The 23,047-nt window shown below is 56.0% G+C and carries 6 protein-coding genes; 1 reads left to right on the top strand and 5 read right to left on the bottom strand.

The annotated features are described in order from the left end of the window. Positions 1 to 401: 401 nt before the first annotated feature. A complete protein-coding gene (locus D888_RS0102525; RefSeq protein WP_020674951.1) occupies positions 402 to 1,823 on the top strand; it encodes a tetratricopeptide repeat protein in 1,422 nt (473 codons plus the stop codon). A 784-nt stretch (positions 1,824 to 2,607) separates the two neighbouring features. On the opposite strand, the gene D888_RS0102520 is transcribed toward D888_RS0102525, so the two are convergent. From D888_RS0102520 to D888_RS0102500, 5 genes are all read right to left on the bottom strand, one after another. Next, positions 2,608 to 9,267, bottom strand: coding sequence for a CxxxxCH/CxxCH domain c-type cytochrome (locus D888_RS0102520; RefSeq protein WP_020674950.1), 6,660 nt, complete (start codon positions 9,265 to 9,267; stop codon positions 2,608 to 2,610). 246 nt (positions 9,268 to 9,513) lie between these two features. Beyond that, positions 9,514 to 17,634: a CxxxxCH/CxxCH domain c-type cytochrome gene (locus D888_RS0102515; protein ID WP_020674949.1), complete on the bottom strand. Its 8,121-nt coding sequence runs from the start codon at positions 17,632 to 17,634 to the stop codon at positions 9,514 to 9,516. A gap of 61 nt (positions 17,635 to 17,695) precedes the next feature. Continuing rightward, complete coding sequence (locus D888_RS0102510; RefSeq protein ID WP_169513261.1) at positions 17,696 to 18,415, bottom strand: cytochrome c3 family protein; 720 nt, start codon at positions 18,413 to 18,415, stop codon at positions 17,696 to 17,698. Positions 18,416 to 18,473: 58 nt separating this feature from the next. Beyond that, positions 18,474 to 21,437, bottom strand: coding sequence for an FG-GAP-like repeat-containing protein (locus D888_RS0102505; RefSeq protein WP_020674947.1), 2,964 nt, complete (start codon positions 21,435 to 21,437; stop codon positions 18,474 to 18,476). A gap of 213 nt (positions 21,438 to 21,650) precedes the next feature. Beyond that, positions 21,651 to 23,021: a sigma-54-dependent transcriptional regulator gene (locus tag D888_RS0102500; protein WP_020674946.1), complete on the bottom strand. Its 1,371-nt coding sequence runs from the start codon at positions 23,019 to 23,021 to the stop codon at positions 21,651 to 21,653. Positions 23,022 to 23,047: the final 26 nt, after the last annotated feature.

The raw sequence follows: 23,047 nt of genomic DNA, 5'->3' as shown, positions 1-23,047 counted from the left end.
CGGGAAAACCCGACCTTCTTTTTCGTTTGCTGCTGTTCTTTTTTGCCTTAGCAGGGGTGAACGTTGCTGCTACCCACGACTTTAGGCTTCATGTACTTTTTCATAACTTCCTCCTGTTTTGCGGTTATTGGGGCTACCGTTATCAATCGGCTATAAAACGGAATACTGGCTGAAACTTTACTTCTTTTGGCGGCAGATTTCTACTCCTTGCCAAAAAATCCTGACAACAGTGATGTTCTTGCAAAATACAAACCAGAGTTATCCTGGCTACGCCCCACTGGCAGGTTCTCCTCAGCCGCAATAATTTTAGCCCCAGACTCCGATCAGATCCGGCTACACCTTTACCCCCGGGACGAACCCGCCTATAATGCGCAGCTGAAATCTTAACCAGGAGTTCATTGATGCTCAGATATTTACTGTTACCCCTTTGTGCCCTGCTGCTGTTTGGCTGTGAACAACAGAAGGACAAGCTACCCGAGGTTACCCAGGTCCCACCAATTCAAGCACAGTCTCTGCCTGATGTCCCGCACAAACCTGTCATTCTGTTGAAAGATCCGCTCAATGCTGTGCTGGTTGAAACCCCGTCGGAAGCAATCCCGACCTGGCGCAAGTATCGAGACTCCAGACCAACCCTGGTGGTCTTAAGCAACAACCCGTTCCTGACCAAATTACCGCCTGAGCTAAAGGATCAGACCAATACATTGGTGCTACATGGATCTGCCCTGGAAATTAGAGAAAAAGCCTCGCGACCACACGCCAACCCCTTATTCTTCCCCCAAATAGCCGTCACAGCAGCCTTGCAGGCAGATCTGGTGTCAGAAGTCATCTGGGTACTCCCCATTCAAGGCACACAGGAAAAGATCGATTTCGCCACCTTTAAAAAACAGCTGGTCGACCAGAGAATCATGACCGCCAAAGAAACTGAAACCTTGAAGCAGACGGCTGATGCCATTGTCGGAACGCTGTATGGGCACCCCTTTCGAACAATTACTCTTGGCCAATTGCCGAAATTAAGTGGCCCGATCCTGCTGCACATCGACCTCAGCTTTTTCGCGCCACTCTATCGCCATGAAATTGGCACGCCCCTTTATCCGCTTATTTTTCAGATTCTCTCAAAACTTCAAGGGCCCGGCTGGCCAACCCTGGCCCTGACCATCTCAAGTTCCAATCTGGTCGGAGGCATGCCACTCGATACCAGATTTCTGGCACCTGACCTTCAACAGCTGTTCGCAGTTCCAGAGCGACTTGCCAAGCCCATCCCCACTGACTGGAAACAGCGGGCCGAAGCCCTTTATCTGGCGAATTTTTTCAAAAACGAAGAGATTCAGGCAAAATACCTAAAAATGCAGACCGAAGCGCCAGATGATCCTTCGATCAAGTATGCCCTCTTCCAGAGTGAGCGCGAACTTAAACAAGGCAACCAATCTTTGAAATCTCTGGCCGCTGCTGCGGCGCTTGATCCTGCATACGGCCAGGCTTACCTTGATCTGGTGCAGGTCGCGCTAAAGGCTAAACGTCCGGATGCCGCCCTGCAGATGCTGGACAAAGCGGCGGCTCTCTTTCCTGAAAATCCATTCATCGACATAAAAAGAGCTGAAATTCTGTCCACCTACGGCAAACCGGAAGAGACCATTCAAATCCTCGCTCGTCTGAAAAAGCTCGTCTGGTCGCCCATCTATTATCCCGACATGCCCGCATTTTTTCAGTCTCTAAGCGATGAAGCACAGAAAAACCAAAAAATTCTCTCAGCCAAACATGTGCCAGCGCCTGAGGTTAAAGTGCCGAAGCAGATGGTCGACGACACCCTTTTACCCGATAAATAGACACCGCAGACCTTATAACAGGCATCACTGTTACCGCCACATAGCCTGCATTTCGAAGGTCCTGCGGGTGATTATCGGTATTGGATACACCATGTAGAACCGTTCCCTTGGAGGTGCCGTTGATAAGCCTCAGGTACAGCCATTAGACTTATTTCCGCTCCAGGGCAGGGAATTACGCTACCCTTTACCCTAACGCCGGACATTCCAGTCCGATCTACAGCAACACCTGTGGTTATCGAAACTTCGGCTCCTGTTCAACGCTTCGCCTTTGACCCTTAGCTGTGCCAGGTAGCCCTGCTACCAAGTGCTGACTTCAGTCAACCATCAACGCAACGTTAAACCTTTCCGACATAAGGAGGACCGACAAATCTCGTCGGGTTCATAAGGTGTTCCTGCCATACACAGGTCAGATCAACGACCTATCCTCTTGAATGGCTATTTGGCTCAGAATATCTTTATCCTCGCCCGAGGAGACTGGCACTTTTGTGAGTTCTGTTCGTCCTGCCAGAATTTAGCCAGCAGCTCACTTCATATTCGACCCGGCGATGGACTCCCATGCCGCTATAATCGCAACCGCCATCAGGGTCGGCAGAGGATTATAACCGCCAAGTCACCCTTCAACCACCACGACTGAAGAGTACCTGCGCATAACGAAAAGGGGCCGGATCATTCGATCCGGCCCCTTTGACCTACTTTGTTCTATTTGACCTCAGCGGTTCAGTACGCAATCGCCACTGAACATTCACGCTTTGCGCTAACGCTTCAGCGTAGGCTCAACACCCGGTTACCAAGGTGTCACCTTGTTCCAGCCGGCGCCAGTGCCGCTTTCTGCTGGGTCACCCAACCGGTGACAGTTCTGAGCAGAGGTCAGATTAGACTTGTGCCGGTTGCTGTTATTACTGCCATAGTTACCGGTTGTCCTGACCCCACCGGCGTCATCCCAGGTATTGTGCTTGGTGTCCAGACAGTTGGTGATCATCAAGCGCGGCAGCCGCGAGGCATGCGGGTTGTGACACTTGGAACAAGGGAACTGGTGATACTGGTTGTCAATCGTCGTCGCACTCACCGACGCCCCCCAACTGTAGTTACTGTAACGTCTGATTTGCCCAGGAGCTCCGTTAAGTAACGGCGCCCAGTTGTCCGAATTCGACTGACCATTACGAAAGCCGTAGCTACCGCTGTCACCCGGGTCAGAAGCACCCTGCCAAGCCATTGCCGGGTTGGCATTGTTACCGCGAACACCGCCGCGCAAATCAAAGATATTGGAGGCGTGTGTCCCCGTCCCACCGATTACCGCGTTGCTATGCCCGTTGCCGCCGGTTCCGACCCAGTCAGTCGCTGCGGTGCCGTACTGGTTAAGATTATTCACATCAGTGCCGTGGCACATGGTGCAGAGCCCGGCGTTGTTGGTGAGTGACCAGGTGGTGGCGTTCAGATGACTTGTGGCGGTCGATGTAGCCGTCCGGTTCTGATCGATGAAATAACCGCCAGTGGCCCGCGGCGGGGTGCCACTGTTCCCCCTCGGCACTGCGCCGAACCGGTAGCTGGTACTACTGGTATAAGTGGAAGTACTTTGCGGGGCGCCATCTTCCGGATAGGGTGAACCCATCCAGGTGCCACGCAGGTACGGTTTGCCGTTGGGTCCGTAGGTGTTATGGACGTCATGGCAGTAGCTGCAGCGGATGGAGGCCACAGTGTCGAGTCCGGAGGCGGCGCCTGTATTGGTGGAGGCCGCATGGGTCGACTGAATCAGGCCTGTCTTGTAACCAAAGATCGCGGTGGCTGATTTCCAGTAAGCGCCGACCCAGTTGGATCGTGCCGTGGTGGCAGCAGCAGTGGTCCACAACCCACCGAAATCATAGTTAGGCTCGGCTCCGTTGGTGTCGGTGTTAGTCTGCCATTCGGAAATCTTTGGGGTCTGGCTGTCATGACAGCCCCAGCAGGTTTCCGCTTCGGTGGTTGCGGTGGTCGCAGTACCGCCGAGATTGATACCACCATGCACGGTGTAGTTGATGCCAACGGTGGCATTGTTGGCGATGATGTTCGGGGAAACCAGCTTGCCACTGTGGAAGCCGTGGCACTTCTGACACTGGGTCGCCCAGTCGGTGGTATTAGAGAGCACATCACCGGTCGTCGCCTTAAGGTGGGCCCCGTAGGTTTCTCCGGCCCAGCCGGAATTCCCTGTGGGATAGACCACGGTCGGACCGCTGCCGCCGGCGGAGTGACAGCTGTCGCAACTGCCCGCGCCGAAGTCGCCGAAACCGACGTTCCATTTCGAATCAGACAGGTTGTGCAGGGTGCTGGCGTTACCGTGGCAAGCGTTGTCGCAGCCCCAGTTAGCCTGGTTGTAGCCGGCGCCGGTATTCGGCGTCGGACCGTTCATGGTGATTATGCCGTCGCCATGATTTCCGGTGCCCCAGGTCGCATTGTAGGCTGCGTTGGTCTTGGTCGGCGCGAAGCCGTGACAGGTCTCACATTCGGCGTGGTTGGCTTGGACTTCGGCGGTGCCGTCGGTATCCCAGTCTTTGGTATGATCGACCAGCATGTTGCCGCGCCAGTTACCCCAGGTGCCGTGACAGGTCTTGCACTCGTCACCCGCTGCGCCGCCGCCGGAGGCGAAGGTTTTGTTATTCAATCGTGCCCAGGGAGCACTGCCGCTACGCGGAGCCGTCGCCCCTTCCTTGTGACAGGCCATGGCGCAGGTATCCAGATCCGAATTGGCCCCCAGAGTCACCCCGGCGACAAAGTCGGTTCCCGCCGGACGGTTCATGGCACTGGTCGCTAAACCGGCATCGCTGAAATGGTTGGCCGGTTGGCCGTTATGACAGGCGGTGCAGGCGAGCGCGCTGCCGTGGTTCTCACCGCTGACAACCCCGGTAATGCCGTGCATACCGGTGGTTGCGCTGTTGTATTCGGTCCCAACGTTCTCTGCCTTGTGGCATTGGGTACACTGGGTATTTGCATCGATGGTCCCGGTCCAGGCCGGGGTGATCTGGCCGCCGTGACAGCTGATATTGCTGCACTGGCTGCCGGCATATGTCCTGGCACCGCCGGACTTGTCCTGATAGGTGGCGGAGACGTTGACTTCAACTGTGCCGTTGGAGTGGATATTGCCACTGTGGCAATAGTCGCACTTGGCCTGTACAACGGGACCGTTGGTCACCTGGGTGGCCAATGAGACGCCGAGGGCAGTGAAGTGGGCGTTGTGTGCCCCGGTGGCCGGCCAAGGTTCGCCGAGGCCATTGTTATGACAGCTGGCGCAGCCGTTGGGCAGAGCGCCGCCCCAGGTCGGGGTGTTGCCGAAATGGCACTTGACGTTGGCGCAGCTGCCGTAGGTGGCGCTGGGAGCAATGGCCCCGGTGCTGCCGGTAGCGGTGGTCTTGTAAGTGACGGTTCCAGCAACCTGGGTCGGCAAAGCGCTGACATCCCAGGAAACATTGCCGTTCATATGACCGGCTGCACCGGCGGTGGCACCATGACACTGAGTACATGCCAATGCCAGGGTCCCGGCGTGGGTCGCATGGCTGCCGCCGATCGGCGGAGTGGTGCTGCTGGCGCCATGGCAATCGCCACAAGCAACAGTGCCGTCCCAGATCGGGGGAGTACCGCCGCCGATGGTGCCGCCATGACAGTAAACGGCGGAGCAGGTCTTGGTGCCATTGCCGGCCGCGACGACGGTCCCGTTATAACTGACACCATCCTGGCCGGTGTAGGTTCCAGTAGTGGTGCCGAAAGCGTTGAAGCTGATGTTGATGTCACCGCCGTTAGGCATGACATAACCATTGTGACAGGTGTCACAGGTGAAGCCCTTGGTTACAGCGTGCAGGTTGTGCGCACCGGGGGTGGTACTGCCGGTTACAGAGGTGTGAACCAAACCGGTATTGGTGCTGCCATCGGTATTGTTGGCTATCGGCGGGTTGCCGTGGCAGGCGTCACAAGCGGTCGGCAAAAAGCCGGACTTGTGATTATGACAGGTCATGCAATCTTTCTGCAAAAAGTGGTTCTGGTTGGTCGCGGTCGCAGTGCTCATATTATAGGCGTGATGCTGGACCCCGTTTACCTTGGTTTCATCCAGGCTATGACAGACCTCACAGACGCCGTTACTGGTGGCATGGTTACCGGCAGCGGCAGCGTAATCGCTGGTGAGATCCCGGGTGTCGGTAAGGGTGACCGGGCTGGAGGGCAGGCCGTTGGGCATCAGGCTGCTGTCAGGGAAAGAGATGCTGGTCTTAATCCGTTTGATGTTGGTCGTGGTGTCGGTATGACAGGTCTGACAGGTGAACTCGCCGTACTTGCCGCCTGGCAGACCCCAGTTGCCGCCCCACTTGGTAGAGCCGGTAGAGGCCGCGTTATGCAGCATCGGGTTAGACGGGATCACGTCGATGAAAGTATAAACGGTCTGGGGTGATACTCCGTCTGCATCGCTGATGGTGACGCGCACCTGGTATTTCTGCATATTTGTCAGCCCGCTGATGTTCTGCAGGTAGGGGCTGATCTGGTGGCCGAGCAATCCCAGGTTGGTCCCAAAGGTGGTCCCATCGCAGGTCCCGGCGCAAGCGCCATATTCGACCTGAACGTTATTGTTGGTGTTCGTATCACCGCTGTAGGCGACGGCGACGGTGATTTTAGCGTCACCACTCGAGGCGGTCGCCGAACTGATGACGGTCGGGGTGGCGTTATTAACGGTGATGCTGTTGGTGCTCGGACCAACGACGCTGCCACCGCAGTCGGGATCGGTACCGGTCACGCCCAGAGTTACCGCCTGGGGACCAGTGGTGCCGAAGGCGCTGCTGTTCCAGGGGCTGGTCACCGGCGAGCCGTTGATGGTGAAAGTGAAACTGCCGACGTTGCCGGTGCTGGAGAACAGCGATGCCAGATTGACACTGGCCCCGGAAACAGACTGGCTGGCCGGGACAGTGATAGTTGACGGAGTAGCATCAACGCAGGTGTTATCAATAGTGACACCGCTGACCAGAGGTGCCGATACCGCGTTACCGCAATCGGGGTCAGTCCCGGAGACGGCGATGCTGACGCCGGTGACCGCAGTGACTGTGCCGCAGGCGCTGGTGTTCCAGTTATATTCCCAGCGGGAGGAGCCAGCATTCCAGCTCATCGCCGCACCGGTGACGTTGCAGGTTCCAGCGCCGGCAATAGTAACAGCCATGCCGGTCATCCCGGCCGGAACAGTTTCTACACCGACAGCGGTCTGAATGACGACCGTCGAATTGGCGGTGATCGGGTTGGTGGTGGTCAGGGTCGCGAGATCAGCATCCGAGGTATCAAACGCGACGGCGGCAGACTGGGCGGTCATGACTGCGCAGGTGCCACTGGCCTGAGCCCTGAAGATAACGTTGCCAATGGTACAGCTTGTAGGCGTATAGGTCGCCCCGCTGGCAGCCCAGGCACTCCAGGTGCTGCCTCCGTTTTCACTCCAGCTGACCTGCTTGCCGGTGGCAGTGCCACCCGCGGTCACGACCACCGGTCCGGTGATTGGGCCGGTGATGCTGGGCGCTGTCAGGGTAAGGGTTTCAACGCAGGAGGTCCAACCAAAAGTTGTCGGGGTACCGTCCGCAACAAGCTGAGATACGCTGTCGCCGTAGACAGAAACGCCGCAGGTGCCGCTCAGACCTTGGGCATAGAGGTTGTAGGTGTTACCATCGGTCAGATTCGCCATGCCGGGGATAGGGTCGGCGGTCCAGTTGATCACCGTGGTCTCCACCGGGCCGCTGGACGCCGGATTCAGGGTGAATCCTGCGTAGCCCATGTAGGCATTAGAACCACCCCACGACAAGGTCGGCTGGGTGGTCCCCGCCGTGGCAAAAGCCTTCCAGTGGGTGTCGGCATAGGCGCCACCGATGTTCTGGACGGTATTACTCGAATAGTTTTCGTTGTCAGTGGTCTCGGCGTTGACACTCTTCATGTCAAAGTACTGGGCGTAGCCCCCCGCTTCGACCGCCAGGGAATTGGTAAAGGTCGTACTGGAAACCTGGTTGGGGTACTCGCCGTAGAAATCGTTGATCGTGAAGCCAGCACCAGTCCCCGACGAATTTTGTTGGACTCCGGCGTAGGTGGCGATCCAGGCCGCATATCCGTTGCCGGCTACATTATTGGAAACACGAATCCTATTCCCCGAAGATGCGGCGATATCAGCCTCGTTCAGGTAGAACAGCCAATTCTGCCGCCGCTGGTTGTTCGCCGAGTAGCCGATCAGCCGCGCCGGCGTCCAGGTGGAGCCGTTGCCGTAGTCGACACTGATGGTCGTGGTGTTGGTGCCACCGGTGTAGGCCGCCACCGAGATGACCACCACTCGGTTGTCGGCACTCGTACCTGACGGCGTAAAGTTTGTTGTCGCCGGCGTCGAGGTCGTCGTCGAAACCTGCGGTGCATTCGGCCAGGCATCGAGAATCGAAACCGTTCCGGGGCCGCCACCGGTGGTTTCGGTCACTTTGTACTGCAGGCTTGCACTTTGGACATTGCTCAGAGTAACGAAAGGCGCGCCGCTGAAATCACCAGAGGCGGTGTTCTGGGAAGTCCAGACGATGGAAGGCGTTGCTTCGGTACAGGCCGGGGTCGTGACGTTAGCCGTATTCGAATTTCCACTTTCGCAGGCGGAAGCCACACTGTAACCACGCACGGTGTAGTTATAGGTCGTGCTGGTCGAGACCGTGGTGTCGCTGTAGCTGCCGCTGATGATGTTGGTCGCGATCTGCACGCCGTCGCGGAACACGGTGTAGTAATCGTTGTTGGTGCCGTCGTAGGTCCAGGTCAGATCAACCTGGCCACCGCTGACCGCATTGGCGGCGAGATCGGATGGAGCGGTGGCCGAGCAGGCCGCTGTTTCATTAACCGTCAATGTTCCCTGATTGCCGTTAAATTGATCCCAGACAAGTAGTGGTCCATTCGCGCTGCCATTATCTGCGGTAGCAACAACCCGGATGCCAAGCTTAGCACCGGCAGGAACAACCGCGGACTGACCAGACAGATTAATGCTCACCTGACCATCTAAACTTTGCGTAACCTGAGCTCCAGAAAAATTGGTCTTTGTCCCATTGCTGGTGATGTAGAAAAGTTGATAACCCCCGGTCCAGGGACCACTGCCGCCACCATATTGGTAAATCGTATAGGTCCCGCCAGTAACCTGAGTGGCAGCTGCATATGCCGTATCACTATACGCCTCAAGCAGAGTAGACCCAACGTTACCACTGGAATACTGGTAATTCCCGCAGTAGTTGGTTGTCTTCGCCATCAGGGTGCGGACCGGCCCATTTTGCCCACCCGAACAACCGCCCGTGTAATTGGTCGTCACCCCGGTTGCGACGCTAGTACCGCTATCGCCGGAGGTATAATAAGTGGCCGTCGCAGCCTCAGCATTGCCTGCAAAACCAGCGACCCCAAACATCAGCGTAAAAACGGCCACCAAGGCCAGGTGTGCAAATCTGAACATCCCTGAATTCCTCCGGATTTCAACCTTCATAGCCGTCCTCACTTCATTTTGGTTCAATATATTCACAGTATGTTCAATCTCTTGTCGATTAGGTTGGATCATAAATACTTCCCGTAGTCGTTTCATCATGCCCATGGTGACTCTCCTTAGCGGGAAGTAGCCGCTCACTGCAGGGGCATTGCCCCTGCAGTGAGCGTTATCGGTGTTCTTCCCAGGTGGTTTCGAGTTGCGCATTAAACTCGCTCCTTACTTGGGAAGCTGGGTGTGACAAGCGTTACAGCTGACATTTGTCGTGCCCCAGGTTGCAACGTTGCCGTTGTGACAGGCGACGGTACAGTTTTTGGTGGTGCCATTCCAGTTGGCCGCGGTGAGCGGCGCAGCGACCTTGGTCTCATCGTGCGAAGTGGCACCCACCTTGTAACCGTTGAGACGCTGCCAGTTATTGTTCAACTCGGGCTCACCCGGAGTCAGTTCGCGGATCTGGGCCTTGGAGCGGATCGGATCGACCGGAGCGAAGACCACGTCCTTGACCCCGTTAACGTGCAGGGTCTTGTCAAGGTCGGTAGAAGCGAGCACCGTTTTATTGGAGGCAGCCCCTAAGGTCCCGTGGCAGCTGACGCAGGCGGTGTTGTTGCCATTGTACCAGTTGTTAACTGTGGCGTTATGGCAAAGTGCGCAAGTGATAGAGATCGCGGTCGTTACATCGCCGTGACCCGCGTTGCTGGCGGCACCATCAACCAGCAGCCCTGAGGTTCCGGTATAGATATCATCGTAGTGGATACCGACAACGTGCTTGGCATGACTGCTGGTGGTCGGCTGGTTGCCGTGACAGTTCTGACAGTAATCACCGTTGGGGTTGGTGAAGGCACCGGTCAGGAAGTTCGGACTGGTGCCGGGCGTGACGCCATCACCGTGGCAATAGACCGCGGTACATGTGCTGCCATTGTAGGCGGCAGCTGCGCCATTCAGCGCTTTGATAGTCCCAGGAGCGGAGGTCGGATCGAGCAGCAGTTCGACGATCCCGTCCTGGTGATTGGCACCTTCGTTGGTTGGGTGACAAACACCGCAACCATAGTTATAGCTGCCGGCGCTGGTAGAGGTCGCCGTGCTGCCGTAAGCCGTCGCAGCCGACAGCACGTGCTTGGCGTGAGCACCGATGCGGTTTTTAAAGGTATATCCCCCAACCGTATTGGTGTTGTTACTACCACCGGTTGCCAGGTGGCAGGAGTTACAGCTGGCACCCGGGCCATTCAGCAGGTTCTCGGTGAAGATGGTCGAAGCGCCCGGACCACGGGTCGGGGTTACTGACCCGTGACAAGCGACCACGGAACAGGTGCCGGCGGTGGTGTTGTAGCTCATCGCGGAGTTGTTGTTGATTTCAACCGTACCGTTTTCATGCATGGTAGCGAAACTGTACGGCGCATTCGGCGCGACGTGACACTGGGTACAATCGGTGTGGGTCCCGTCATTTATTTTAGGGAGATTGTGGTTGACGCTCATGCCGCCGCGCCAGTTATTCAACTGCCCGTGACAGACATCACAACGGGCCGAGCCCAGGGCCGTAGCGGTAGAATCAGCGGCGGTGCTCCAGAGACGCTGCCAGTTGCCTGCGTCACTGTGACAGTTGGAGGCGCAGGAGTCGCTGGTACCGACGGCTGCTTCGGTGAAAGAGGTGATATTGCCAGCGACGCTAATGCCACGCTCGGCAGCAGTGTTGACGGCAGAGTCAACCGAGAAGCTGCCGTTGATGTGGGTAGATGCAGCGGTGTTGCCAATTGCTGGCAGCGCATTATGGCATTCAGTACAGCCGGCTCCGAGGGTTGCGTCGTGGACCGTAACACCAGCTTGAGTAACGGTATGCAACCCGGTGGTCGGGTTCGCACCGGCGGCACCTGGGGTATGGCACATGGTACAGGTAGTTGTGCCAGCGTCTTTCCAGCCGAAAGTCCCGGTACCGGTGACCTTGCTGTTGTGACAATCGACATTCGAGCAGCTACCGGCGGTATATGTTGCATCAGGGTCTGCCGCACCCCACAGACTCTTGGCGTGACGGATCCCGTCTTTATCGACAAAGACCTCGGCTGGCAGGTTGGCGTTGTTACCATGGTCGCTATCATTGGTGAGCGCGGCATGGCAGTACTCGCACAGTGCTTTCTGGGCGGCATCGGCGGTCGGCTGGCTAAGCAGCTGAACGGCGGTCATGCCGTAGACCCGCTGGGCGAGGTTATTCATATGAGTAAGGTGGCGACCGGCATCATTCGGACCGGCGGCGCCATCGTTGCCATCCGGCCAGTAGTTGCTGGCGAAGCTGCCGACGGTACCGCCACCATGACAGCCGTTGCAACCGCTCGGTTTGAAAATCGGGCTGCTGGTGTGGCTGTGGCAGACGGTGCAGTTGGTGCCGGCGTTGTGAGTTGCCAGTTCGGCAGCGCCCGAAGTGCGGTTAAAGTGCTTGATCAGGCCATCCGTTGCCGTCGGGTCATTGGGATCATGGCAAACCTGACAGACTCCGGTATTGCCGGCGTTGGCATAACTGGCCCTGGCGCTGCGTGAGGTGAAGCCGCTGACCGTGTGGGTCTGAATCGTCGAGGCGATCATGGCATCCTGTCCACCATTCTGACCATGCTGGTCATGACAGGTGACGCAGAGCAACGCATCGTTACTGGTCCCGGAGGCGCCATTGGCATTATGCACCGCCGAGTTTGTCAGCGTGGTATGGCAGGCATTACAGAAGTCGTTCGGGACCAGGTTAAAGTCCTTGCCACTGATCAGGTTCAAGCGTTTGGTCGTGTAACCGATGTGATCACCGGCATGGTTGTGGCAATCAACGCAGGCCTTGGCCACACCGGGCTTGCCATGGCCATTAGTGTCATAAGCTGCCCCGGCGCGTACCGGCGCGAGCGCACCGGAAACATTGGCCTGGGCATAATCACCATGACAGCTTTCACAGGCGACCGGACCACCCGCTGACCAGACCGCCTTGGCGCCGGTTACCGCGAGATTAACCGCAGCCGCACCACCGTGACAGAGGTCACAGGCAGTGACGGTGGTGTTACCACTGATTGCTCCGCTGGTCACTTCTTTAGCACCTGTAAAGGAGATGGTGCCGTTGATATGGGTTGGCTGACCAGCCATGCTGGTGTTGTTGGCATTAGCAGCGTGGCAGAGACCACAGTTCGTGCTGCCACCAGTCTTCGCAAATGGACCGTACTTGATGTTGCCATCAAGGTGGGTCGCATGGCCGCCTGTGGTCGGCATATTGTTGTGGCAAAGCAGACAGTTCTGGATATTGGTGGTACCCCAGGTGTAAGTGCTGTTGTTCGGGGCCCCGCCCTGACCGTTATTATGGCAGGCCGTAGTTCCGCAACTTCCGTAAGCGGTATTGGGAAGCGCGACCTCGCCGGAATAAAGGCCGTTAACAACCGGGCTCGTCTGGGCACCGGTGATAACGGTTCCGCCGAACTGAACCGCCTGTTTAACCGTAGTTGGACCAGTGGTCTTGATAAAGTGTCCATTATTCCCGGTATTGTCCGGATGGCACTTGGTACAGGTGATGGTAAGACCAAAGGTCGCCGTGGCGTTCAGATGGTTGGCGTGGGTGCCGGTCGCCATCTGGGTTGCGCCCTGACCATCACCGTGGCAGAGGGTACAGGATGCGGTATCGACGCCCCAGGTCACCAGTTTGCCCGCGTTGGAAGGATCGTGGCAGTAGGTATTGGAGCAGGTGTTGTTGACATCGTCAAAGGTGTTGCCAACGTTATCGAAGGGGCTGTCATTGACGGTAGCGTTATCGGCGATCGGTGTCGCCTTGTCCGTCAGCTTGGCACCATCGGTCGCCGAAATGGCTCCAGTCGCGTTCAAACCACTGATATGCGAGGTATCAACCGGAAGCGTCCCATGACAATCGGCGCACTGCATACCCTGAGTCGTGACGTGCTTGAGATGGGAACCGGTCAACGGTGCGGCATTGGCGATGTTATTGTCATTGGTTCCATTGTTATGGCAAGCGGTACAGTTCAGCGCCGTATCACCCCAGAACCCGTCCGCAGCGGACGAGCCATGGCAGGCGGCGGTACAGGTTTGGTTGGGTGAGACTCCACCGTCGGCGATGCCGGCAGCAAAATCAACGGTGCCATTGCCGTGCTTCACATCACCGCCGCCGGTCAAGGCATAACTATTAACCTGGGCGCCATGGCAAAGCACACATTCACTGCGATCGGCCTGAATACCTGCGGCGATATCTATGTGCTTGGCATGGGTCGGGTCAGCTGTAAGGTTCGAGTGACAGGCATCACAAGAGCTTGCAACTGCCCAGTCACGAGGCGAAACCTTATCACTGTGACAACTTGCCGTGCAGTTTGAAGGGCCGGTCGTGCCCATGGTGTAGGTCATGGTCACGGCGGTTCCGTTGTAGCTGCCGCCGGGGCTAACATCGTTAAATCCGGAGACATTAGGGATGGCATTGAGGTGGCTACCGCCACCGGTAACGATGGTAAAGCCAGGGGTTGCAGTGCCGTTATGGCAGCTCTGGCAAGTCATTCCGTTAGCCTGCCGGGTTGCATCCCAGTGAGCCTGGTGATCACCATTGACCGGAGGCTTGGCATGACAAAGAATACATTTGTCTGCCGCGGTGTTATCTCCCCAGGTCGGTGAAGGCGCGTAAGTAAAGAAGGGTGAGGTCCCTTTATTATTGCTGGAATGGCATTGCGAAGTCGAGCAGTTGCCGACACCCACACTCGGAATTGCAACTTCGCCGTTGTAAGTCAGCCCAGGCAGAACCTCAAGAGTTCCGTTGCGATGCGCAGTATTCCCGGCGGGATCCGCATGACAATCTGTACAAGTCCGGTTGTTACCGAACGTGGTGGCATTATCCAGATGCTGACGGTGGCTGCCACTTACCATTCCGGTTGTGGCAGGCGAAACCGCATTGTCACCATGGCAAAGGGTACAGCTGGAGATGCTGGTATCCCAATCGGCCAGATGGGTATCAGCGGATGGGTTGTGACAGGCCGCATTGGCGCAGGTGTTGTTGACGTTGTCCCAGGTAGAAACAACGACGTTAGCCTCAGCGGGAAGAGCCTGGGCCATGTTCTGCAGGACCGCGAGATCGGTAGCGCCGGCAGTATTGGTGATATGGCTGGTATCGACCGGCGTTGTAACGTGGCAGGTAGCACAGGTCAGTCCGGCGGCAATATGACGGCTGTGGGCCAGGCTGTCTCCACCACCGTCGGCCGGCGGGTTGCCGTGACAGGCGGTACAGGCCAGAGAAGCATCTGACCAGAGAGCGGCCTTACCAGTAACGGTGCTGTGACACGCAGCAGAGCAGGAAACGTTCAAGCCGCTGCCGGCATCGGCTATCCCGGTAGCGAAGTTGACGACGCCGTTCTGGTGGTTGATATCTCCACCGCTGTTGGTGTAGCTGTTCACCGCTGCACCGTGACAGGACACGCAATCGGAACGATCGGTCTCGATGATGCCGCCAAGCTTGTTGACGTGCTTAGAGTGCGGCGCAGTCGCCATCAGGGCGTCATGACAGGCGCCACAACTGTTGGCATTGGGCTTGAAGATCGGCGTATCCGTATGCTTGTGACAGGTGGTGCAGACGCCACTGGTGGCGAAGTGCGTTCCATTTTCGTTGGTCGTCCGGTTGAAGTGAATGACCTCACTCGGGTCATGACAAACCTGGCAGACGCCGGTGTTATCAGCCTGCCAATAGCTGGCGCGGGCGGTTTTATCGGTGAAATTATTCACCGTGTGGCCAGCAATGGTGCCGAGAATCATGGCATCGCTGTTGGTTCCCATCCCGTCACCATGCGGATTATGACAGGTAGCGCAATCCACACCATCATTGGATGTCCCACCCGCAGTCCTGGTATTGGCATAGTGGACAGAACTCGTGTGACAGGTCTGGCAAAAAGCGGTGTTTGCAACCGCGCCTCCTGTCAACTGTGGATCGCCGGAGATGCCATCAAAGTGCTTGCCCAAGGTGGTGTCGTGACAACCGGTACAGTCAGGCGCGCCGGTCAGACCAGCCTTACCATGACCTGTGGTGTCAAACGAATCCTTGGAGGGTGCAACCGGCCCACCAATTATAGCGAAATTGGCCAGGGTCCCCTGGTGACAGGTACGGCAAGTGACACTGGCCGGGGTGATCCATACCGGCTCAGCATCCACGCCGGTTCCTGCAGCAGTGGCACCGTGACAGGTATCGCAGACAACCGTCTGCAGGTTAGCGACGGTGCTTACAAAGCCGTTAACATGATCAGCTCCGCTGCCGTTATTGGTATGGCAAGTGGTACAGGCCAGCTTCGGCCCGTTTGCGCTGAACACGTGGGTATTATGGGCCCCCGAAAGGGCAGCGCCGGTATCGCCGGTCGCGTTGACCTGGTGACAGGTCCCGCAAGCGCCGGTGGCTGAAAGATCCCAATCAGGGATAACACCGACCGTGGCACTTGGGCCGGCGGAGTGGCAGTAGAGATTCTGACAGGTGCCGTCAGTGCCGTAGACACCAGGCACAGTATTAAGCTGGGTAAAGCTGGTACCGTCAAAAACTACGTCAGCGGTGCCGTTGACGTGCGTGCCACCGATTGCGCCGGCAGCAAGAGCCGTCGCGCTGTCGGCGGTCGCCTTGTGACACACGGAGCAGGAGTAGCCCTTGGCTAGGTGCTTGAGGTGGGTGGGTGAGTTGGCCTTATCGGCAGCACCCATCGTGGTTGCATCGTTACCATGACAAGCGTTACACGCGGTCGGAGCAATGGCGTAGGTCGTACTTCCATTCTGCCAGGCACCTGGATTTGCTGCCTTCGGCGCCAGGGCACGGGCACCACCGTTACTGTGACAATAAACGGCCGAGCAGGTCCCCTTGTCGGTACCAACAGTTCCGGCCGGGTTATAGACAGGCACCATGCCTTTGGTCCGGGCGAGACCGGCGGTGGTCCCAAAATCGACTTCTTGAAAGCTGCCGGAATTGTGACCGGCATGGCTGGCGGTTGCAGACCCGGCCGGGTGACACTTGTCACAACTGAAACCGTACCCACCAGCACTTGCGTGGGCGGCGTGCGGGGTTTTGCTCTCATCCTTGAAGACAGCAGCACCGGCGAGGGAGTAGTTGTTGGCGCCGTTAACTGCATAACCGGTAGGTCCGCCGGGGGTGTTTGTGCTGGGAGCGTAACCGTGGCAGGTGTTACAGGATCCGCCAAAACTTCCATTGGTGTTAGCGTGACCATGGCAGGTAGAGCATTGAGCTGCACCGCCGGACGCCAGGCCGTTATGATTACCGGAACCGTCGACGGGGATAGTGTGACAGTTCTGACAATAACCGGTCCCGCCGGCGTTGAACCAGTCGGCAGTCGCGGTCTTATAATTTAAACCGGTCACATTACCGGTGCCTACCCCGGCGGGGCTGCCAGCCGGCAGATCGACGTTATTGATGGAGGAACGCAGAACGAAATAGTTGGGCAGACTGGGATTGGCGGGATCATAGGAGTGACCGCTGTGGCAATCGAGGCATCCAACCTTGGCGGTGGGCCCGTGACTCTTGTACAGGTGACAACTTTGACAGAGGCTGCTTTTGTTGGTGCTGAGGCTCCCGTTCCCCTTGAGCATGCGCCCGTTACTGAACCCGTTTGGATTGAGGGCAAGGCCCGGGCCGTCAGGTGTTGACGCGTCAGAATCGGTATAATGGGTGCCGTGACAGGTGGTGCAGGACATGCCCCCAGTAGCGTTGAGGGTCATGCCACCGTCAGGGGTAAAAGGCTTGAATTTAACGTTATCAACATAGGAGGCATAATTTGCCTCCAATGGGTGGGTCAACCAGGCGTTGGGGTTGGTAGCGCTGTCTTTATTCCAGGTCCGGTGACAATCAAGACACATTGCGTCCTGACTGTTGGCACCCAGTTTCAGCAATAACGGATTTGCGACTCCGACGTCATCCTTGGAACCGTGCGGATCATGGCAGCGGGCACAGGAAACGTTTGCCCCGGCATAATTGGAACGGCCATAAAACAAGGGGTTCGCTGGGGCTGATGCACCGGCCGCCGCGTTTGTATCTGACGCCCCCCAGTTGTGGGAGGTCTGGTCCACAGGACCGGCGCCATGCCCCATGGCATTACTGGCATCACCGACCGCAAAGACAGCCGTTCCGACTGAAATGGTCCCCGGGGCGGTCCGTACGAGGTTGTAGGGGTCGAGCCCTTTCCCGGTAGCGTGACAATCCAGACACACGTTGGTTGCCACATCATTAAGTACCGCGCTGGGTTTATGGCAATAGTCACACTTTATATCGTGGACATATCGTGCGACGGCAATTTTCGGGGCAACCATCAACACTGCAAGGACCAGTAGCGTTACCATATTCTTCAGTTTCATCAGCTCACTCCCAAGAAATCAAACCAAACGGGCAAGATCTTAAATATTAAAAATTAAACGATCATTTAATATGGCAGGCTAAACACATGGCGCTGCTTGCATTGGACATGGCAAGAAATGGTTTCAATGCAGGGTTAGCCAAATAATCGACATGAGGGTCATGACAAGTCGAACATTCGACATTTTTGCCCGCACCATACAGCGTTAACCCCAAGGCCTCGACCCCTGCAACCGGATTCAATGTCCCGGGATTGGCCGAATCAACAGCGGTATAGCTAAATGAAATTGGGTGATCGTCACTGAGGTCGATGGTGTCCGTCGTATTTGAGCGTGAGCCCCCGATACGCGGACCAGGATTTCCACCAAACCCGGGAACGATTTTATTTAACACCGCATTGGTATTGTCCGGAGCGGCACCTGAGGGGTTAATGATGTCACCTACGGTCAAACTTCCGTCGTGGCAGGAAAGGCAGACCAGAGATTCAGGGTTGACGTTACGAACGGTCGCGATGCCGGCTTTGGTCAAGGCCGCGCTGGTATACTGCGTATACCCGCCGGCGGCTGGCATGTTGCGGTTCCATAACGGGGCATCAAGCGTCCCGCCATGCGGCGTGTGGCAGAAGACACAGATTTCATCTTCATTGGTCGCAGAATAAGCGAATTTAAGCGTAGGGTCCGGCTGAGAAGTCGACAAATTGTGCGGCGTATTGGCGATCCCCGCAAACGCAGGGCCCGCTGAAAGAACCAGGCCTACCGCTATGAAAAGAATTTGCTTCATCATTCTCTGAACCTTTTCCATCGACTCTTCCTTTATCGCGCAAAAATCATACATAGTTATTTCAGTCTTCATGGTCAGACTTGTTATCAGACTTGTCGTCTGATTTCTCGTCGGAGTTCTGATGGAGACGCGCGTCATCAGCAACTGCCTTTAAAGCGGCGGTGGCAGAAACGGCTTGCGCGGCTGCGGGATCAAGCATTCCGATAAACTCAACAGCAGAAACCCATGCGGGTGTTCCATACTTTAAAGAGCTGACAAGTTTAATTGATTTGGGCAGAGCCATGCCATAATCGGCCGCCGATACGAGACGCCTTAAGGCCTCAACCCGAACGCCCTGGGCAGGAGCCTGGGAAAGAACAAGCTGCTCGATTTCAGCCAGCTTAACCAAAAGAGCGGACATAAAGGCAGGAGCGGTTGCCCCCTGTTGTCCGTTGGCGACGACAAGTGCACCTGCTGAGGTACCGAAGACCAGATCGTTATAATTGCGATCGGCAAAGTTCAGCGCAAAAACGCTCTCGGCACCAGCAACACTCAGTCCCGTAGACTTGAGCGCCGTCACCAGACCGTTCTGTAGCTCGGCGGAGAACATTTCGCCCTGGCTCAGCAGCATGAGCTCACGTAATCCATCTGCATTCCAATCAACAAACAGGGGAACGACTGGAGCGGTCAATGTGGCTAAAACTTTTTGGGTATTAAGGCTCGGTGCGGCATCGGTGCCCACATTTTCGAAGAGCAAAAGGTCATTCCCTGAACCGACAATCAGGTCCTTGTCACCATCGCCGTCAAAATCGGCGACGGCGGGAATAGCCCTCGAGGTTGTGGTCACCAACCATTGCCCTTCAGCAGCAAAGGTCAAACCACCCTGGCCAAGGAACAAATTAACCGAGCCATCAGAGGCGCCAACCAATAGATCGTAATTATCGTCATTATTCCAATCGACCAGGCAGGGCGCGGCACCATCAATCAGCGGTAACGCAAGCTGCTGTACCGGGCGATTAAAAACAACGCGATAGGCTGCTGGAGCAGAAGGATCGGCGGCTGGAAGGCTTAAATCTTCAATCGTGTCATTTGCCTGCGGATTCTGAACCAGCGTTCCACCATAAAATTTAAGATGGCCGCCGTCAGCCACCAGAAGATCTAAAACTCCATCATGATCAATATCTGCAACAATGGGGGCAACGCCTGCTCCGTGAAAGGGCACACCACCAACATTCAGATCATGTTGAGCGAAACCATCAGGCAGATTGGCACTTCTTAAATCTGCAAGAACGTTTAGGGATGCATCTTTGGCGAGGAAAACCGACTGCACAAAAGGCTCAAAGCCGGCAGCCTCAACGACAACCGCATAATTACCCTGGGGCAAGCCGCGAACGTCAACCGGAGCTGTACCCAAAGACCGCCCGGCGTAGCCATGATGGCCACCAAGGTAGACCTTCGCGCCATCAACAGTTGAGGTAATCCGCAGCGCTGATGGTTGATAAACAAAACTTCCCGTACTGGCAGAAGCCGTCGTTAGCGCCGTATTGTCGACCGCCAGGACTTTCCAGGTGTATGTCACATCGGGGTTCAAGGTGGCAGAAAAAGTGGCAACCGCGATGCTGGTAGCGGTCGTATCAGCACTGGCTACCAGATTCAGCCCGTCAGAGACCTCAACCCGGTAGGAGATAGTCGCGAACGGATCAGCATCAACAGACGCATCCCAGGTCAGCACGGCATCGCTACCGGCGACATTCCCGGAAATGAAGGTCGTCAAAACGGGCGCGGTGGGAGCTTCCTGAACAGCATTGACATAGATCGACATGGGTGCAGACCACCCGGAGGTCGCCTGACCATCGCTCGCTTGAACCTGCCAGGTGTAGCTCGCATTCTCAACCAGAGCCACACTAACTGGAGCGCTGGTTTGCCCGGCACCCTCAGCAACATTAAAATCAGCAGCGACAACGCCTGCCGCATCAACGACCCTGACCTCATAATTCAGCAGGTCACCGTCAGCATCAATTGCGTTGTTGAACCGTAAGGTGGGAGTGGCACTTGAGACTTCTCCGACCGTAATCGAAACCGGAACGCTGGGCGGGGCATTGACTTTAAGCGGAGTGGAACCACCATCGATCCCGATGATGTTGATCCTGCTGCTGTAATCAAGGGCAAACAGGCGATTGGTAATGGCATCAAAAGCCATGGCCCCTGTCTGATGAATATTATCGGTGTATTTTAAAACCTGAGTCGCCGGACGATCGAGAACCCGGATGCTGTGCAGGGTAAAATCGGAAACATAAAAACGCCCGGCGCTATCAAACTCAATGGCTCCAAAACGGCTCAAGCTGTCGCCACCGAATCCGGTATCGGCGGGAATACTTCTCAGTTGTACTGCGCCAGCGTCATAAGCATAGAGAGCAGGACCCGCTCCTGTCGTCACATCGTAATTATAATTTGCGATATATATCTCGTTGTTTAGCGCATCAACGGCCAGATCAATACTGCCATCAAAATGGAGAGCGCCAAATTGCACTCCAGCACCGAAGGTCGGAGGATAAACCTTGATAATTCCGGCGCCACGATCGGCTACGTAAATATTTCCGTTAGCATCGAAATCGATATCACCGGCCATCTTGAACTCGCCAGTCCCCTGACCCAAAACACCGATCTGTACGCCATCCGAATCAAGAATCAAAACCTTATCAGCAAAATCACCGTAGGCCGCTGCCGTTGCCGTGGACGAGGCGGAGACCAGAATATGCCCGCCCGCGTCAACCGCCAGCCCTTCCCCTTTAATATTCGGCACCGGAAAGGTTGCAGCCAGCTTGCCGTACTTATCAAACTTGTAAACAGCCCGCACCCGCATGTCGCTCACGTAGAGGTTGCCTGCTCCGTCGAGAGCCAAAGCGGCGGCCTCACGAAATGTATGATCAATCTGCCCAAGATTTGTCAAAGTCGGTGCTGCCGCATAAGCAGCTCCTTGCCAAATCACTCCAAACAACAGTGATATCACCGCAAGCAGGCAGATATTGATACGGGACCGGGTCATAGTGATGCCTCCTGAAAATAAAGAGTCGCGGGCCTTTACTGGCCTTTGGCACTCATATGTATTCAATATGGCGTCTGCTATGTGCAAAGATGGTACCAGCCAAAATTGACGACCCTGAGAGACAGCTCAAAGGCGCAAAAAAGCCGGTGTTTTCAAAAAAACATCGGCTTTTTTGCGCCTTTGTATGCAGTAGTCAATAATCGCTATAAAGACTTACAAAAACTTAAATTTTTTCATTCGGTAACGAAAAGCATCGATACCGAGATTCAATTTTTTCGCAGCTTTCGACTGATTACCATCGGAGGACTCCAGCGCCTGTTTTATCAATTCACGCTCAACATCTTCGATGTCTATGCCCTCAGTTGGGAGATTAAAGATAAGCGGTCCACCATCACCGGCAGGGAGACTTCTTGAGACCACCTCACGGGGGAGGTGCGAGAGTTCCATCGTTTCATCATTTTCAAGGATAACCGCACGCTCGATAACATTGCGTAATTCGCGGATATTCCCCGGCCAGTCGTACTTAATGAGCACGGCCTCTGCTTCAGGTGAGATCCGCTTCACATCTTTGCCGAATTCACGATTAAACCCTGAGATAAAGTGACGCGCAAGAAGCAGGATATCATCGCGCCGCTCGCGCAAGGGCGGCAGAAAGATCGGAATGACCTGCAGGCGATAGTAAAGATCACTCCGAAAATCCTTCGCTTCGATCGCTTCGAGCAGGTTACAGTTGGTTGCCGAGACAATCCGGATGTCGACATGAATGTCTCGCACGCCGCCGACCCGCCGAAATGTACGATCTTCGAGAACACGCAGCAATTTGGCCTGAATCGCCATCGGCATGTCGCCAATCTCATCCAGAAAAACCGTGCCACCATGAGCCATCTCAAAAAGACCTTTTTTCTGACTCTTGGCATCGGTAAAAGCGCCTTTTTCGTGCCCCATCAGCTCGCTTTCCAGCAACGTTTCCGGGACCGCGGCACAGTTGATCGCCATGAACGGCTTATCGGCGCGAGCTCCTTCGTAGTGAATTGCCTTGGCGATCAACTCCTTGCCGGTGCCACTTTCGCCCTGAATCAGGACAGTGCCGGCATCACTCAAGGCAATTTTCCGCACCATCGACAATACATGCTGCAGATCGGAACTGGCGCCGATAATACTGGAGATACTGAAGCGCTTCGGCTGCACGGCACGCAACTGTGCGACCTCCAGACGGAGCTCATGGGTCTCCAGAGCCTTCTTGATTACAATAGCTAACTCATCAAGGTTAAACGGCTTATTGATATAATCATAGGCACCAAGCCGCATCGCCTTAACCGCTGTTTCGAGCACCCCGAGAGCTGTGACCATGATAACAATCACGTCTTCTTCGAGCTCCTTGATCTTTTCGAGGACCTCCATCCCGTTCATTCCCGGCAGCTGGATATCGAGCAGGACCAGATCAGGGGTCTCTTCCTGCACTAACCGCAGAGCCTCTTCCCCTGAACCCGCAGTACTGACCTCATAGCCCTGCTTTTTAAGACTCTGTTCAAGGGACCAACGGATGAGATGCTCGTCATCGACAACCAGAATTTTATTTTTCATAAAGGGCGCACTCCTCATAGCAACCA

The organism is Geopsychrobacter electrodiphilus DSM 16401, assembly GCF_000384395.1.
GTDB classification, from domain to species: domain Bacteria; phylum Desulfobacterota; class Desulfuromonadia; order Desulfuromonadales; family Geopsychrobacteraceae; genus Geopsychrobacter; species Geopsychrobacter electrodiphilus.
This window is presented reverse-complemented; position numbering and strand designations above follow the sequence as displayed.